The sequence below is a fragment of the Hyphomicrobium sp. CS1GBMeth3 genome, assembly GCF_900117455.1.
In the GTDB taxonomy this organism is placed as follows: Bacteria; Pseudomonadota; Alphaproteobacteria; order Rhizobiales; family Hyphomicrobiaceae; genus Hyphomicrobium_C.
In genome coordinates this window covers 874,948-889,288 of sequence record NZ_FPHO01000002.1, presented here as the reverse complement: position 1 = coordinate 889,288, position 14,341 = coordinate 874,948, and the positions used below count along the sequence as shown (strand labels likewise).

General features: G+C 64.9%; 14 protein-coding genes. 6 read left to right on the top strand and 8 right to left on the bottom strand.

Annotated elements, in window-relative coordinates; genetic code table 11:
* Positions 1 to 64: 64 nt before the first annotated feature.
* The 8 genes from CS1GBM3_RS04290 to CS1GBM3_RS04255 all read right to left on the bottom strand — a co-directional run bounded on the left by CS1GBM3_RS04290 (position 65) and on the right by CS1GBM3_RS04255 (position 5,818).
* On the bottom strand, positions 65 to 436 hold the full coding sequence (locus tag CS1GBM3_RS04290; protein ID WP_072391858.1) for a DUF6867 family protein: 372 nt from the start codon (positions 434 to 436) through the stop codon (positions 65 to 67).
* Positions 436 to 1,158, bottom strand: coding sequence for an ABC transporter ATP-binding protein (locus CS1GBM3_RS04285; protein WP_139247786.1), 723 nt, complete (start codon positions 1,156 to 1,158; stop codon positions 436 to 438). The genes CS1GBM3_RS04290 and CS1GBM3_RS04285 overlap by 1 nt, the downstream gene beginning before the upstream one ends.
* On the bottom strand, positions 1,155 to 2,060 hold the full coding sequence (locus tag CS1GBM3_RS04280) for an ABC transporter ATP-binding protein (protein ID WP_072391855.1): 906 nt from the start codon (positions 2,058 to 2,060) through the stop codon (positions 1,155 to 1,157). Before CS1GBM3_RS04280 ends, CS1GBM3_RS04285 begins: the two co-directional genes overlap by 4 nt.
* A 10-nt stretch (positions 2,061 to 2,070) precedes the next feature.
* The gene (gene livM / locus CS1GBM3_RS04275) at positions 2,071 to 3,411 is read right to left on the bottom strand and encodes a high-affinity branched-chain amino acid ABC transporter permease LivM (protein ID WP_072391852.1); all 1,341 of its coding nucleotides are present in this window, start codon (positions 3,409 to 3,411) and stop codon (positions 2,071 to 2,073) included.
* Between the two features lie 4 nt (positions 3,412 to 3,415).
* A complete protein-coding gene (locus CS1GBM3_RS04270) occupies positions 3,416 to 4,330 on the bottom strand; it encodes a branched-chain amino acid ABC transporter permease (protein WP_072391849.1) in 915 nt (304 codons plus the stop codon).
* 247 nt (positions 4,331 to 4,577) lie between these two features.
* Entirely contained in the window at positions 4,578 to 4,820 is a 243-nt protein-coding gene (locus tag CS1GBM3_RS04265) for a CDGSH iron-sulfur domain-containing protein (RefSeq protein ID WP_072391846.1), read from the bottom strand.
* Positions 4,821 to 4,961: 141 nt separating this feature from the next.
* A complete protein-coding gene (soxZ, locus tag CS1GBM3_RS04260; protein ID WP_072393652.1) occupies positions 4,962 to 5,288 on the bottom strand; it encodes a thiosulfate oxidation carrier complex protein SoxZ in 327 nt (108 codons plus the stop codon).
* A 5-nt stretch (positions 5,289 to 5,293) separates the two neighbouring features.
* On the bottom strand, positions 5,294 to 5,818 hold the full coding sequence (locus CS1GBM3_RS04255) for a thiosulfate oxidation carrier protein SoxY (RefSeq protein ID WP_210186196.1): 525 nt from the start codon (positions 5,816 to 5,818) through the stop codon (positions 5,294 to 5,296).
* 117 nt (positions 5,819 to 5,935) lie between these two features.
* Here CS1GBM3_RS04255 and CS1GBM3_RS04250 point away from each other — a divergent pair, with 117 nt between their 5' ends.
* The 6 genes from CS1GBM3_RS04250 (at position 5,936) to CS1GBM3_RS04225 (ending at position 14,265) form a co-directional block, all read left to right on the top strand.
* Positions 5,936 to 6,337, top strand: coding sequence for a thioredoxin domain-containing protein (locus CS1GBM3_RS04250; RefSeq protein WP_072391843.1), 402 nt, complete (start codon positions 5,936 to 5,938; stop codon positions 6,335 to 6,337).
* 17 nt (positions 6,338 to 6,354) lie between these two features.
* Positions 6,355 to 7,683, top strand: coding sequence for an NAD(P)/FAD-dependent oxidoreductase (locus tag CS1GBM3_RS04245; protein ID WP_072391840.1), 1,329 nt, complete (start codon positions 6,355 to 6,357; stop codon positions 7,681 to 7,683).
* A 242-nt stretch (positions 7,684 to 7,925) separates the two neighbouring features.
* Positions 7,926 to 10,445: an acyl-CoA dehydrogenase gene (locus tag CS1GBM3_RS04240; protein WP_072391837.1), complete on the top strand. Its 2,520-nt coding sequence runs from the start codon at positions 7,926 to 7,928 to the stop codon at positions 10,443 to 10,445.
* Between the two features lie 15 nt (positions 10,446 to 10,460).
* Positions 10,461 to 12,485, top strand: coding sequence for a 3-hydroxyacyl-CoA dehydrogenase NAD-binding domain-containing protein (locus CS1GBM3_RS04235; RefSeq protein ID WP_072391834.1), 2,025 nt, complete (start codon positions 10,461 to 10,463; stop codon positions 12,483 to 12,485).
* Positions 12,482 to 12,922 (top strand): ester cyclase, encoded by a 441-nt coding sequence (locus CS1GBM3_RS04230; RefSeq protein ID WP_210186195.1) that lies wholly within the window; start codon positions 12,482 to 12,484, stop codon positions 12,920 to 12,922. The genes CS1GBM3_RS04235 and CS1GBM3_RS04230 overlap by 4 nt, the downstream gene beginning before the upstream one ends.
* 38 nt (positions 12,923 to 12,960) lie before the next feature.
* Positions 12,961 to 14,265, top strand: coding sequence for an acetyl-CoA C-acetyltransferase (locus CS1GBM3_RS04225; RefSeq protein ID WP_072391831.1), 1,305 nt, complete (start codon positions 12,961 to 12,963; stop codon positions 14,263 to 14,265).
* Positions 14,266 to 14,341 lie beyond the last annotated feature (76 nt).

The following is a 14,341-nucleotide window of genomic DNA, read 5'->3' as shown; positions in this document are numbered from 1 at the left end:
TGCAGCAAGTGTCTGGCTCAGTTTGTGGCGCGAAATGGACCGCAAGTCACGTCCGTACCCGTCCCTATGAACGCTCGCGCCAGGTCAGCGGGCCGGAGCGCTCGAACACCCATGGATACTGCTCGGTCATGTGGCGCGTTCTGCGCGCCCGATAGGCGACGAGCGCGACGACGAGTAGGATTGCCAAGTCAACGAGGTAGCTGGGAAGCGACAGCAGTGTGCCGCCGAACAGCGCGTAGTGCAGGAAGCGGATGGCGGCGGCGAGCAGGGCCGTATACGCAGCCACCGGCCAGATGGGGCCCCATCCCTGCGCGACCGCCTGGCCGGTCCGCCATGCCGCGCCCCCGCCGATCAAGAGCGTCAGCAGCACGAAATGCCAGAAGGTGTTGCCGCCTTCGTCCGCATAGCCGAGCGCGCTCAAGACCGTGTCGAGCATCAGTGCCTCCCGCCTTCGAGGTAGGCTTGCCGGATCTCAGGTCGAGCCAAAAGCTCGCGGCCCGCGCCGCTCATGGTGATAACGCCGTTGACCATCACGTAAGCGCGGTGCGCGAGCTTCAAGGCATGGAACGCGTTCTGCTCGACGAGGAAGATCGTCATGCCCTGGCGGTTGAGCTCCGCGAGCGTCGAGAAGATCTGCTTCACGATCAGCGGCGCGAGACCGAGCGACGGCTCATCGAGCATGAGAAGCTTGGGGCGGCTCATCAGCGCGCGCGCGATCGCCAGCATCTGCTGCTCGCCGCCCGACAACGTGCCGCCGCGCTGGGTGAGCCGCTCCTTGAGGCGCGGGAATAGCGTCGTAACGCGCTCGAGATCTTCCTCGAAGTGCGCGTTGGCGTCGACGGCCGCGCCCATCTGCAAGTTCTCGAGCACGGTCATGTGCTGGAAGATGCGCCGGCCCTCGGGGGATTGCGCAATGCGCAGCCGCGCGATGGCATGCGTCGAAAGCTTTGTGATCGGGCGACCCTCGAACAGGATCTCGCCGTCGCGAGCTCGTGGGCTGCCGAACACGGTCATCATCAGCGTCGACTTGCCGGCACCGTTGGCCCCGATCAGCGTCACGATCTCGCCGCTGCGCACGTCGAGCGATACGCCCTTCAACGCCTGGATATTGCCGTAGAAGGCCGAGACGCTATGAATCGCGAGTAGGGGAGCGCTCATTGCGTGCCCACCTCCGCAGCAGCGGCCTCTTCGTCGTCGATGCCGAGGTAGGCGGCGATGACCTTGGGGTCGTTCCTGACGCTGTCCGCGGTGCCGTCCGCGATCTTGACGCCGTACTCGATGACGACGACGTGGTCCGAAATGTCCATCACCACCGACATATCGTGTTCGATGAGCAGTATGGAGACGCCGGTCTGGCCGCGGATGCCGCGCAAGAGACGCGTCAGCTCCGCGCTCTCGCGGTTATTGAGGCCCGCCGCCGGCTCGTCGAGACACAGCAGCACGGGATTGGTGCACATGGCGCGCGCGATCTCGAGGCGCCGCTGCGCGCCGTAGGGAAGGTCGCCCGCCGGATCGTCGGCGCGGTCGACAAGACCGACAACCTCGAGCCATGCGCGCGAGAGCTCCAGCGCCTTGCGCTCCGCGGCGCGATACGTGGCGAGGCCAAGCAGGCCGCCGAACGTCCACCCCGAAGCCGCCATCAGCGTCTTGTGCTGCGCGACGAGCAGGTTCTCAAGAACCGTCATGCCAGGGAACAGGCGGATGTTCTGGAAGGTGCGGGCGACGCGGGCTTCCGACGCAATGGCGTGGTCTGGCATGCGCTCAAGCAGGAAAAGCTCGGGCGAGGCGCCGCGCGTGCGCCGCTTGTCGGAGCGGGTCAGAGCATCGACGTCCTCTTGTGCCGCGGCCTTGCCGTGAGCCAGTGCAAGACGCCCCGTGGTCGGCTTATAGAACCCGGTGATGCAGTTGAAGACCGTGGTCTTGCCGGCGCCGTTCGGGCCGATCAATGCCGTGATGTCGCCGCGCCCGACGCTGAAGGAGAGATCGTTCACCGCCACGAGACCGCCGAAGCGCATCGACAGGTGATCGATCGTGAGCAGGGGATCCTCGAGCCAGCGCATCGGACTGCCCTCACTCCGCCGGTGCCGCGGCCGGCGCACCGCGCGCGAGCGGCGCTTTGAGGCGCACGGTCGGCTCGCGCGTCGCGATCAGGCCCTTGGGCCGCCAGACCATCAGCATCACCATGGCGAGACCGAACAGCAGCATACGGTACTGTGCCGGATCGAACTCGGGCCCGAATACGGCTCGGAATACGCCGAGCTCGCGCAGAAGTTCCGTGCCGCCGATCATCACCGTCGCCGCAATGGCGACGCCCACCATGCTGCCGAGCCCGCCGAGCACGACGATAGCAACGATCATCGCGCTTTCCAGGAACTCGAACGACTTCGGGCTGATGAAGCCGTAGTGCGCCGAGAAGAACGCGCCCGCAAGGCCGCCGAAGAAGGCACCCGCGGCGAACGCAGTGACCTTCGTCGTCACGGTGTTGATGCCGAGCGAGCGGCAGGCGATCTCGTCTTCGCGCATGGCTTCCCACGCGCGCCCCACCGGAAGGCTTCTGAGCCGCACCGTCACCCAGTAGGCGGCGAGCGCCAGCGCCAGCACGAGATAGTACATGAAGGCGAGGCGGTAGATGGGCGAGCTGGGGAGGCCGATCAGCGCCGGCAGCGAGTCCGGGCCGGGGCCCAGCGAATAGCCGAACAGTGTTGGCTTCGGAATGTTCGAGATGCCGGCGTAGCCGCCCGTCACAGGCACCCAGTTGACGAGAACGAGCCGCACGATCTCCGCGAATGCGAGCGTCACGATGGCGATGTAGTCGCCTTTGAGGCGCAGCACCGGCAGACTGATCATCGCCCCCCAGAGCGCGGCGAGGATACCCGCGAGCGGCAGCACGAGCCAGAAAGACAGCCCGAACGTTGTCGTCAGAAGCGCCGACGAGTAGGCGCCCACCGCATAGAACGCGACGAAGCCGAGGTCGAGCAGGCCGGCGAGTCCGAGGACGATGTTGAGGCCCAGCCCGAGCAGAACATAGACGAGGATCTGGATGCCGTAGGTGTCGACGAGCTTGAGCACGCCCGGCCCGCCCGCCTGCGCGATCAGAGACGCGATGAACGGGTAGGCGATCAGTAACGCGAGTCCGATGCGCGGCAGATAGCGCATGAAGGGGTGGGGAGGCGCCGTATCCGTCTTCTGCGGCACTGCGCGCTCGAAACCCGCAGGTCGGATTAACGACAGCAAAAACGCGCCGACGAAGGCAATTCCAGCGAGCGTAAAGGCAAGGCCCCACCGCGGCGTCAGCACGAGCTGATTGGAGAGGTTTGTGTCCGTGCGCAGCGCAACGATCGGAAACGTGAGACCCAGCGTGATGAGCGCGGCAAGCACTCCGCGCTTCAACGCCTCCGCCGGTGCGCCCATGGGCTCAGACCTTCTCGACGTCGGGCCGGCCGAGCAGGCCCGACGGCAGGAAGATGAGCACGATGGCCAGGATCGAGAAGGCCGCGACGTCCTTGTAGTCGATCGAAAAATAGGCCGACCACAACGTCTCGATGAGGCCGATCAGCAAGCCGCCCAGAACGGCCCCCGGCAACGACCCGATGCCGCCCAGCACGGCAGCCGTGAAGGCCTTGATGCCGGGTACGAAGCCGTCCGAGAAGCTGACCACGCCGTAATAACTCATCCAGAGGAGCCCCGCGACCGAGGCTAGCGCCGCGCCCATGATGAACGTGAGCGCAATCGTTCGGTCCACATCGACGCCGAGCAGCGCCGCCATCTTGCGGTCCTGCTCACAGGCCCGCTGCGCCCGCCCGAGCGGCGTGCGCCCGACCACGTACCAGAGCACGGCAAGCAGCGCCGCTGTGACGACCATGATCAGCAGCTGCTTCTCGGCCAGCGTCGCCGAGCCATCGCCGATGGGAATGACGAGCACATTGGTCAGGATGGGCTCGAGCGTCTTGTTGTTGGGGCCCTGCACGAGCTGCACGAAATTCGAGAGGAAGATCGACATGCCGATGGCCGAGATCAGCGGCGCGAGCCGGAACGATCCTCGAAGCGGCCGGTAGGCGAAGCGCTCGATGACCCAGCCCCAAAGGCTGGTCAACGCCATGCCAAGCACGAGCACGATCAGAAGTGCGAAGCCAAGCGAGCCGATCCCGAGTAACTGGGTGAGGATCAGAAACAGGATCAGGGCGATGAAGGCGGCCATCATGAACACGTCGCCGTGGGCGAAGTTGACCATGCCAATGATGCCGTAGACCATCGTGTAGCCGATGGCGATCAGGCCATAGATGGATCCAAGCGTGAGCCCGTTTATGAGCTGCTGGACAAAGTAATCCATGTACCGGCCGTCCCCCGGAATTTGACCTTCACCTTAGCTCTTTAGAGCGGGGGACGCCGTCAAGGGAACTGATTTTTCGCATTTCTGGCCCCGGTGGGGGTTCTATACGTCGGCTGCTGTGGATTTAGGCAACACGGTGGGTACGATTTCGCGCCGGACGCACTCTTTCCGACGTGATGACACCTCGCGCCAGCAATGTGATTCTCTGACCGCATGCTCGGGACGGAAGCCCGACCGCGCGTCGCGCTCAGATCATGTTGTGGGTGCCGTCGCACCACGGTTCGTCGTCAGTGGCCTTGCAGCCGCAGATGTTGAACGTGGCTGTGGACGGAGCCACGAACTCCAAGGGCTCGATCCCGGTCCCTTCGTGGGAGCCGTCGCAGAACGGCTGCGATTTGGAGCGCCCGCAGCGGCAGTACCAGTAGGTCTCCCCCTCCACGAGGTCCACTTGGTATGGTCCTGTCTGCGCGACGATGGGTTCTTCAGCCATGGGTCCCCTCCCGAATGGAACCAGAAAATCCTTCCGGGACAGCGCCGAGCGGCTTGTCGGTCGGAAGCACAAGTGTTTTGGGCGTACCGGCTTCCTGGCTTGGGGGCAACCCCCTCAAAATTGGCTTTGGTCAAGCAACTGTCAGGCGACGTTAAGGGAGTATCGCTCGATCGTCTCGCCCCCGTCATCGTCGAGCCATGACACGCGCAGCTCGCCGGGACCGGGGACCTTGAGGGTGAACGACAGGAACGGATTGGCCGACACGCCAGGCCCAAGCTCTGCCTTGAAGATCAGCACGCCCTCGAGGTGGGCGGTGAAGGTGTGAATGATGTTGCGCGGGATCGGCTTCCCCTCGGAATCCTTGCGATTGCCGGTCTCCATCACATGCGTGATCAGCGCCTTGATCTCGATGATCTCGCCAGGCTGGATCTCCTCCGGCAGCCTGACACGGGGCTTCGAGGCGGCCATGCGCGTCACTCCACCCCGCAGCCGCCGATGCCGACATTGACCAGCGTCCGCGCCGCGATGAGCGTGTCACGCGAGGTAACGGCGATAGCCACCACTTCTTGGGTCTTGGCGAGCCGCATGCGCCCCGAGACGGCGGCGCTGCCGGAAAGCGGCGTGAAATGGAACGTCGCCACCAGCGCCTGCGGGTTCTGCGTTGACAGCAGATGCACACGCTCGATGTGGTCGTCGTCCGTCATAGGGCTCTCGACGTTGATTTTATAGGGCACGATGTTGCCGTTCTCGGCGTCCTCCGGCAGCTCGAGCGCCATGGCGCCTTCGGTCGGTGTGCCGTTGCCGACGATATTCGCGTAGGCCTGCTCGAACTGTGGTGTGGGCACAAGCGGCGCTGTGTCTGCGGGCGCAGCCCGGGCGGGAGCGTCACTCTGCGCGGCGGCCGGACCAGCACCCGCAGCGACAAAAGCCAGGGCGCCCGCGCGCAAAAGCACCGTGCGGCGATCCACGAGCGGTGACGAAGGGTTGCGCGCAGTCACGTCTGATCTCGCAATCATCTCAAGAGAGTGGGCTCGCCCGGAAGGGCTGACTTCTCGGCGAACCCAGGGACTGCTACCATGGGACATAAAAAAGGTGCAAATCATGCAACCCACCCTATGAACGCTGTCCGCGACTATCAGGTTCAAGGCCTTGCGGCTCTTCTGGTCGTCCTCATTGCGCTTGTGACAGCAGGCACCCCGATACCCAACGCCACAGCGGCGTCGGGAATTCGCCTCGTTATGGTGGAGGAACCCGGCTGCCGCTTTTGCCGCAAATGGGACGCGGAGATAGCCTCCGGCTATAGCAAGAGTGCCGAAGGCCGCTTCGCCCCGCTAAGACGGGTCCGGCGCGGTGCCCCGGAGATCAAAAGCCTGGCTCCCGTCGTCTTCACACCGACGTTCATCGTTCTACGCTCCGGCGAGGAGCTGGGGCGCATCACCGGCTATCCCGGCGCCGAATATTTTTATGGCGAGCTGCGCCCCATTCTTGCGGCTGCCGGTTTCTTTCCAGGCCTATGAGCAGAGGTTGACCCATCATGGGGGACGTCGACCGCCGACAGTTTACACAGAGCTTCGCCGCGGTCTCCCTTGGCGTGCTGGCTCACCCCGGCAGCCTGCGGGCCGCTGCGGCGGGACGCGTGGTGATCATCGGCGGCGGGCCAGCCGGTGCCACCGTCGCCGTGACGCTGAAGCGCGCCGTGCCCGGTCTCTCAGTGACGCTCATCGAGCCGCATAAGACCTACACGTCGTGCTTCTATTCGAACCACGTCATCGGCGGTTTCCTGTCCTTCGAGCGCATCAGCAACAGCTATGAAGGCCTCGTCTCGCTCGGCATCGACGTAGTTCACGATCGCGCGGACGCGATCGACGCGGCGAAGCGCGAGGTGCGCCTCGCACAGGGAAAGAGCGTTGCGTACGATCGCCTCGTCGTCGCGCCCGGTATCGGCTTTAAGTTCGGCACTATCGAGGGCTACACGGAGGCAGCGACAGAGCTCATGCCGCACGCCTGGACGGGCGGCCAGCAGACGCGTCTCTTGCGCGCGCGCCTCGAAGCCATGGAAGACGGCGGACTCGTTGTCATTGCCGCGCCGCGCAACCCCTACAAATGTCCTCCGGGGCCCTACGAGCGAGCGTGCCTCATCGCCAACTACCTGCAGCGCGAGAAGCCCAAGAGCAAGGTCTTGATCCTCGACCCGAAGATGGCGTTCTCGAAGCAGGCGGTGTTCGAGGAGGCGTTCGAGAAATACTACAAAGGCATGATCGAGCTGCAGCTGACCAACGATCTCGACGACATGAGCGTCGCCCGCGTCGATCCCGCGACAGGAGAGGTCGAGACGCGCTCTGGCGAGACCTTCGAGGCATCGGTCGCCAATATCATTCCGGACCAAACAGCAGGCGCCATTGCGCTTGAGAGTGGCCTCACGGAAGGTGATTGGTGCCCGGTCCACCCAGAAAGCTTCCGCTCGACGCTGGTCGATGACGTCTACGTGCTTGGCGACGCCGTGATCGCAGTCGACATGCCGAAATCGGCATTCTCCGCCGCTAGCCAGGCGCGCGGCGTGGCAGCCAACATTCTGGCCGATCTTGCTGGCAAGGAGCGTCCGCCCGCGGCCTACCGCAACACCTGTTGGTCGATGCTGGCACCTGACGACAGCGTGAAGATCGGGGCGGACTATGCGCCGGGTGATCTCAAGGGCAAGCGCGGGTTAGTGGCAAAGGATCCGTTTATCTCGCAAACGGGCGAAAGTGCGAAACTACGCAAGGAGAATTACGAGGAAAGCCTCGCTTGGTTCTTGACGTTGACCGACAACATGTTCGCCAAGTCGGCCTCTGCAACCGGACGCGTTCCCGGCGGTCGGGGGTAGGCGCCAAGTCGCAGGGCCGCTCTCGCGCCTTAAATCGCGGGAAATACAACTCGAATGCAACTCTGAGATCTCGTTTCAGGAGGGCCCAATTTACGGCCCTGATGCGGACTGGAGAGAGAAACGCTTTATACTCGTCGCCTACCATGGCCGCTTGATGCGCCACGGTCTCGGGGATGCTTCGGCAACCCGAGTGTGGGGCCGTAACGCCCATATGGCGCGCTGACCGGAGTGCGGAGAGGTCGATGGCGTTGATCCTGCTTTTGATCGTCCTGATCGCCGTCGCGATCGCGCTGGGCATGGCGCGCACCGCACCGTGGCACTGGGCCGTTGGGCTCGCACTCGTGACGCTCGCTTGGCAGAGCGGCTTCTTTCATGGCGAGGCGCACCTCCCTCAGGCAGGATTTCTTGGCGCACTGGTTTGGTTCGCCTTGGCCGCGCTCGCCGCACTGTCCATAGCCGACGTACGCCGTCGCGTTCTCGTGCAGCCGGCCTTCAAGGCGGTGAGGGGCATTCTACCGAAAGTCTCCGACACCGAGCAGCAGGCGCTCGACGCCGGTACCGTCGGCTTCGATGCCGAGATCTTCTCTGGCACGCCCGACTGGACCAAGCTGCGCGCAGTGCCGCCGATCGTGCTCTCCGACGAGGAGCGCGTCTTTCTCGACGGGCCGACCGAAGAACTTTGCCGCATGATCGACCACTGGCAGATCCGCCATTTTGAGCGGCGCATGCCGGAGGAGATCTGGGACTTCGTGAAAGCGAACGGCTTCCTCGGCATGTTGATCTCGAAGGAACATGGCGGCCTCGGCTTCTCGGCACAGGCCCAATCGCTGATCCTCGGCAAGATCGCCTCACGCTCGCCGGATGTCGTCACCATCGTCATGGTGCCGAATTCGCTTGGCCCCGGCGAGCTGATCGAGAAATACGGAACCGACGCGCAGAAGGAGCACTACCTGCCGCGTCTCGCGCAAGGCCTTGAGGTGCCCTGCTTCGCGCTGACGGGCCCTACGTCGGGCTCCGACGCCGCCACCATGCGTGACGTGGGCTACGTCACGAAAGGCGAGCACGACGGCCGCGAGACGGTCGGCATTCGCCTCACCTGGGACAAGCGCTACATTACACTCGGCCCGGAGGCGACGCTGCTCGGCCTCGCCTTCCGTCTGTTCGATCCCGACAAGATCCTCGGCGAGAACGAGGACATCGGCATTACGGTTGCGCTCATTCCGACCAGCCATCCCGGCGTCAACATTGGTCGCCGTCATCTGCCGTCCGGCGCCGCATTTCCGAACGGGCCCAACTGGGGCAAGGACGTGTTCATCCCCATCGACTGGGTGATCGGCGGCGAACAGATGGTCGGCCAGGGCTGGCGCATGCTGATGGAGTGTCTGTCCGCCGGACGCGCCATCTCGCTGCCGTCCTCGGCGACGGCCGGTGCCAAGGCGATGCTCAGGTTTACGTCCGCCTACGCCCGTATCCGTCGCCAGTTCGGGCTTCCGGTCGGGCGCATGGAAGGCGTCTCGGAGCCGCTTGCGCGCTTGATCGAGAACGCCTACGCCAACGAAGCCGCGCGCGCCGTCACCGCGTCGATGGTCTCGCGTGGCGAGCGACCATCCGTCATCTCGGCGTTGATGAAGTACCAAACCACCGAGCGCCTGCGGCGCAGCGTCAACGACGCCTTCGACATCCACGGCGGCCGCGCCATTTGCGACGGGCCGTCGAACTACCTGCAGGGTGCTTATCAGCTCGTGCCGGTCGGCATCACGGTCGAGGGCGCCAACATCCTGACCCGCACACTGATCACGTTTGCGCAAGGCGCGCTGCGCGCACATCCCTACCTCTACAAGGAGGTGCAGGCGGTTCAGGACCCCGACCGTGCAGCGGGTTTGGAGGCATTCGACACGGCGTTCCGCGGCCATACTGCGTTCGCGATCTCAAACATCACCGGCGCGTTCTTCCACAACATCACGCTCGGCGTTTTTGCCGAGGCGCCGAAAGGGCCCCATGGCCTCGAGCCCATCTACCGGCAGCTCTCGCGCGCCGCGCGCAATTTCGCGCTTGTCGCCGATCTCACCGTGGCGCTGCTCGGCGGTGGTCTCAAGGTCAAGCAGAAGCTCACCGGCCGGCTCGCCGATGCCCTGTCCGAGATCTATTTCACGGCTTGCGTCTTGAAGCGGTTCGAGGACGACGGGCGCCCGGAGGCCGATCGCGACATCGTCGCATTCACGGCCGCCAACGGCCTGCACCGCTTCGAGGAAGCCCTGCGCGGCACGGTCGAGAACTTCCCCAATCGAGCCGCCCGGGCCCTGCTCCGCGTGCTCGTCTTCCCGTTCGGGCGTCACTATTATCCGGCTCCTGATGAACTGGGCTCACGCATCGCGCGCACCGTGCTCGAGCCAGGTGAGGTGCGCGACCGCCTCACGCGCGACATCTACGTAACCGAAGATCCAGACGACGCCACCGGTCTGCTCGAGGTTGCGCTGAAGAAGGTCGTCGCGGCCGAGGAAGCGGAGAAGAAGCTTGAGCGTGCCGTCCGCACCGGCGTCGTGCACCGCTACCACGGCCGTGACTGGATTGCCGAGGCGGCAGACGCGGGATCCATTACCGAGAGCGAGGCGTTGCTGCTCCGCGAAGCCGAGGCCTTGACCCAACGCGTCATTGCCGTCGATCATTTCGCGCCTGAGGAACTCGCGCCCAACTACCGAAAAGCCGCAGCGCCGAGCCTGGGCCACAACTCCCGCGGCTTGGCGGGTGCCAACCCTTCGTGAAGAAAGAGGCGACGCATGGCTGAGATCAGCGAGGACGTGCCGGCAAAGCAGCCGCTTCAGTCCCGCGACTGGCATTTCTCCGTCGATCAGGAAGGCATCGGCTGGGCGATCTTCGACCGCGAAGGCCAGAGCGCCAACGCGCTCGGCACGCGGCCGCTCGAAGAGCTCAGCGCCATTGTCGACTGGGCCGAGGAAGGCGCGCGGCACCGTACCATGACGGGCCTTGTCATCCTATCCGGCAAGGAGAAGGGGTTCATCGTCGGCGCCGACATCAACGAGTTCGATGGCTTCACGACCGAAGCGCAGGTCATCGAGCGGCTGCGTCTGGTGCTGGCTCTCTTTGATCGCATCGAGAAGCTTTCGATCCCGGTCGTAGCGGGCATTCACGGCGTCTGCGTCGGCGGCGGACTGGAGCTGGCGCTCGCGTGCCATTACCGCATCGCAACGCGGGACGACTCCACACGCGTCGGCTTCCCCGAGGTCAAGCTCGGTATCTTCCCCGGCTGGCACGGCACCGCGCGATCCATCCGCCAGGCTGGCCCCATCGCCGCCATGGAGGCGATGCTGACGGGTCGTATGATCCGCGCGTCGAGCGCGCGCGCCATGGGACTGATCGATGAATTGGTCGCGAGCCGCGGCTCATTGCGCTGGGCGGCGCGCAAGGCAGTGTTGAGGAAGCGCAAGGCGAAACCCGCAGGGCTCGCCAAGTCGTTGCTCACCAAGTGGCCGGCGCGCACGCTGCTCGCCAAGAAGATGCGCGATGCGACGAGAAAGAAGGCGCGCGAGGATCACTATCCCGCGCCGTACCGTCTCATCGATCTGTTTGAGCTGCACGGCGCCGATCGCGAAGCGCTGAAGGCCGCCGAGACGCGCTATTTCGCGCCGCTCCTGATCTCCGACCAGTCGCGCAATCTGCGCCGCGTGTTCCGGTTGTCGGAGCTTCTGAAGAACCAGGCCCCGAAAGGCCTCGGCTGGAAGCCCCTGCGCGTGCACGTCATCGGCGCCGGCACCATGGGCGCCGACATCGCCGGCTGGTGCGTCGCGTCCGGCATGGAGGTGACGCTTCAGGATCTATCGCCGGAGGTCATTGAGAAGGGCATCAAGGCGCAGGGCAAGCTCTTCTCGAAAAAGTTCAAGACCAAGGCGCAGAAGGCGGCGGCCAAGGCGCGGCTCATTGCCGATCCAACAGGCGTCGGCGCCGCGCACGCGGACGTTATCATCGAGGCCATCGTCGAGCGCCTCGACGTCAAGCAGAAGCTGTTCGCCGAGCTCGAGGACAAGATCAAGCCGGGCGCCGTGCTCGCGACCAACACCTCGTCGCTCGAGATCGAGGCCATCGCCGCGCCGCTGAAGGATCCCGGCCGCCTGATCGGCATTCACTTCTTCAATCCCGTGGCGCTGATGCCGCTCGTCGAGGTAGTCCGCGGAGCGCAAAGTCGCGAGGAGGAGGTCAACAAGGGCGCCGCCTTCATCACCGCCATCGGTAAGTTCCCGCTGATCGCCAAGAGCGTGCCGGGCTTCCTCGTCAACCGCATCCTGGCCCCTTACATGATGGCCGCCATGGCCCGCCTCGAGAAGGGCGAGGAAAAGGAGAAGATCGACGAGGCCGCCCGCACGTTCGGCATGCCGATGGGACCCATCGAACTCGCCGACACCGTGGGCCTCGACGTCTGCGCCCACGTTGGCCGCATCCTCGGCCTGTCGCCTGAGGGCTCGCTGCTGCAGCGCCTCGTCGACCAGGGCAAGCTCGGCAAGAAAGCGGGCGAGGGCTTCTACGTCTGGAAGGACGGCAAGCCCGAGAAGAGCGAGAAGACCTACGACGCAGCCGATCTCGAGCGCTTCGGGCGCGAGCTGGTCGATCCGATCATCAGTGAAGCGGAACGCGCCCTGGCCGACGGCGTCGTCGCCAGCGCCGATCTTGTCGATGCGGGCGTTATCTTCGGAACCGGCTTCGCGCCGTTCCGCGGTGGCCCGTTGCATTTCAAGGCTAGCGAACAGGCGACCGCCGTTGAGGCGCACAAGCGCACGGCGGCCGAATGATGCAACAGTCCGAAGGAGAAGCGATCACGGCCGACCTCGTCAGGCGCTTCTATGACGAGGCCTGGAACGAGGCTGACCAGAAGGTTGCGCGCGAGATCCTGCACCCGAGCATCAAGTTCCGCGCTTCTCTCGGACCGGAGCGAGAAGGTGCCGACGGCTTCATCAACTACATGCTCGCGATTCATGCCGCGCTTGCCGATTACACATGCACGATTGATGAGATGCTCGTCGATGGAGCAAAGGCGGCGGCCCGACTGACATTCGCCGGACGCCACGAGGGTGAATTTTTTGGCGTCGCAGGGACGGGGCGTCCGATAGCATGGTGCGGCGCGGCTTTTTTCGAGACGGACGGTCGGCAGATCACGCGCCTGTGGGTGCTCGGCGACGTCGACGGCGTGAAACAGCAGCTGGGCGTTGATCCGCAGCGAACATTCTGACTGCGGATGCCTGTGCAGGAGCGAACCGGAGGAGTTCAATGGCTGAGACACTGCGGCGGGTCGGCATCGTAGGCGGCGTGCGCACGCCATTCTGCCGCTCCAACACCTTGTACGCCGATCTCTCGAACCTCGACCTGATGACGGCGGCGTTGAACGGCCTCGTCGAGAAGTACCACTTGAAGGGCGCGCACATCGACGAGGTCGTCGGCGGCGCGGTGGTCACGCACTCGAAGGACTGGAACCTCGCGCGCGAAGCAGTGCTCGGCACCAAGCTCGCGCCGTCGACGCCCGGCATCACGATGCAACAGGCGTGCGGTACGAGCCTCCAGGCGGCCGCCGGCATCGGCGCCAAGATCGCAACCGGCGAGATCGAATGCGGCATCGCCGCTGGCTCCGACACCACCTCCGACGCGCCCATCGTGTTTTCGAAAAAGTTTTCGAGCCGATTGATTCAACTTCAGCAGCAGAAGACGGCGCTCGACAAACTACGCGTGTTCAAGGGCCTGAGCCCGCGTGAGCTCGCGCCGCAGCCGCCCGATGTGGCCGAGCCGCGCACGGGGCTCACCATGGGCCAGCACTGCGAGCTGATGGCGCGTGAATGGAAGATTGCGCGCCAGGAGCAGGATCGCTTCGCCTTCGAGAGCCACCGGAAAGGCGCCGAGGCCTACCGCTCGGGCTACATGGACGACCTGATCGTGCCGACCGCTGGCGTCTTCCGCGACAACAACCTGCGCGAGGACATCAGCCTCGACAAGCTCGCCACTCTCAAGACGGCCTTCGACAAGACCGACAAGGGCACGCTGACCGCCGCCAACTCGACGCCGATGACGGATGGCGCAGCCTGCGTGCTGCTTGCGAGCGAGGAGTGGGCTGCAAAGCGCGGCCTCGCGATCCAGTCGTATCTTTCCTACACGCAGACCTCGGCCAACAATTTTGTAGCCGGCGAGGGCCTGCTCATGGCCCCGACGATCGCCGTCTCGAAGATTCTCGACCGCGCGCACCTCACGCTGCAGGATTTCGACTTCTACGAGATCCATGAGGCGTTCGCGGCACAGGTTCTGGCCACGCTGAAGGCCTGGGAGGACCCGGCCTACTGCAAGAGCCATCTCGGCAAGGACGAACCGCTCGGCTCGATCGACCGCGCCAAGCTCAACGTGAAGGGCTCCTCGCTCGCCTTCGGCCACCCGTTCGCGGCAACGGGAGCCCGTGTGCTGGCCAACCTGTCGAAACTGCTCGCCGATAACGGCGGGCGCGGCCTGATCTCGATCTGCACGGCGGGCGGCATGGGCGTCGCTGCCATCCTCGAGAGCGCCACCCGGGCCGAGGCGCGCGCCGCTGCCTGATCTATGCCCTCGGCGAGGTGCGCCAAAGGTGCGTCACCTCGGCGCGCCGGATCGGCCGGTGCTCGTTCGTTACGCC

Coding starts and splice junctions, on each gene's coding strand:
- CS1GBM3_RS04290 (WP_072391858.1), bottom strand. CDS start 436: ATGCTCGACACGGTCTTGAGCGCGCTCGGCTATGCGGACGAAGGCGGC.
- CS1GBM3_RS04285 (WP_139247786.1), bottom strand. CDS start 1,158: ATGAGCGCTCCCCTACTCGCGATTCATAGCGTCTCGGCCTTCTACGGC.
- CS1GBM3_RS04225 (WP_072391831.1), top strand. CDS start 12,961: ATGGCTGAGACACTGCGGCGGGTCGGCATCGTAGGCGGCGTGCGCACG.
- livM (WP_072391852.1), bottom strand. CDS start 3,411: ATGGGCGCACCGGCGGAGGCGTTGAAGCGCGGAGTGCTTGCCGCGCTC.
- CS1GBM3_RS04245 (WP_072391840.1), top strand. CDS start 6,355: ATGGGGGACGTCGACCGCCGACAGTTTACACAGAGCTTCGCCGCGGTC.
- CS1GBM3_RS04250 (WP_072391843.1), top strand. CDS start 5,936: ATGAACGCTGTCCGCGACTATCAGGTTCAAGGCCTTGCGGCTCTTCTG.
- CS1GBM3_RS04235 (WP_072391834.1), top strand. CDS start 10,461: ATGGCTGAGATCAGCGAGGACGTGCCGGCAAAGCAGCCGCTTCAGTCC.
- CS1GBM3_RS04270 (WP_072391849.1), bottom strand. CDS start 4,330: ATGGATTACTTTGTCCAGCAGCTCATAAACGGGCTCACGCTTGGATCC.
- soxZ (WP_072393652.1), bottom strand. CDS start 5,288: ATGGCCGCCTCGAAGCCCCGTGTCAGGCTGCCGGAGGAGATCCAGCCT.
- CS1GBM3_RS04230 (WP_210186195.1), top strand. CDS start 12,482: ATGATGCAACAGTCCGAAGGAGAAGCGATCACGGCCGACCTCGTCAGG.
- CS1GBM3_RS04265 (WP_072391846.1), bottom strand. CDS start 4,820: ATGGCTGAAGAACCCATCGTCGCGCAGACAGGACCATACCAAGTGGAC.
- CS1GBM3_RS04280 (WP_072391855.1), bottom strand. CDS start 2,060: ATGCGCTGGCTCGAGGATCCCCTGCTCACGATCGATCACCTGTCGATG.
- CS1GBM3_RS04240 (WP_072391837.1), top strand. CDS start 7,926: ATGGCGTTGATCCTGCTTTTGATCGTCCTGATCGCCGTCGCGATCGCG.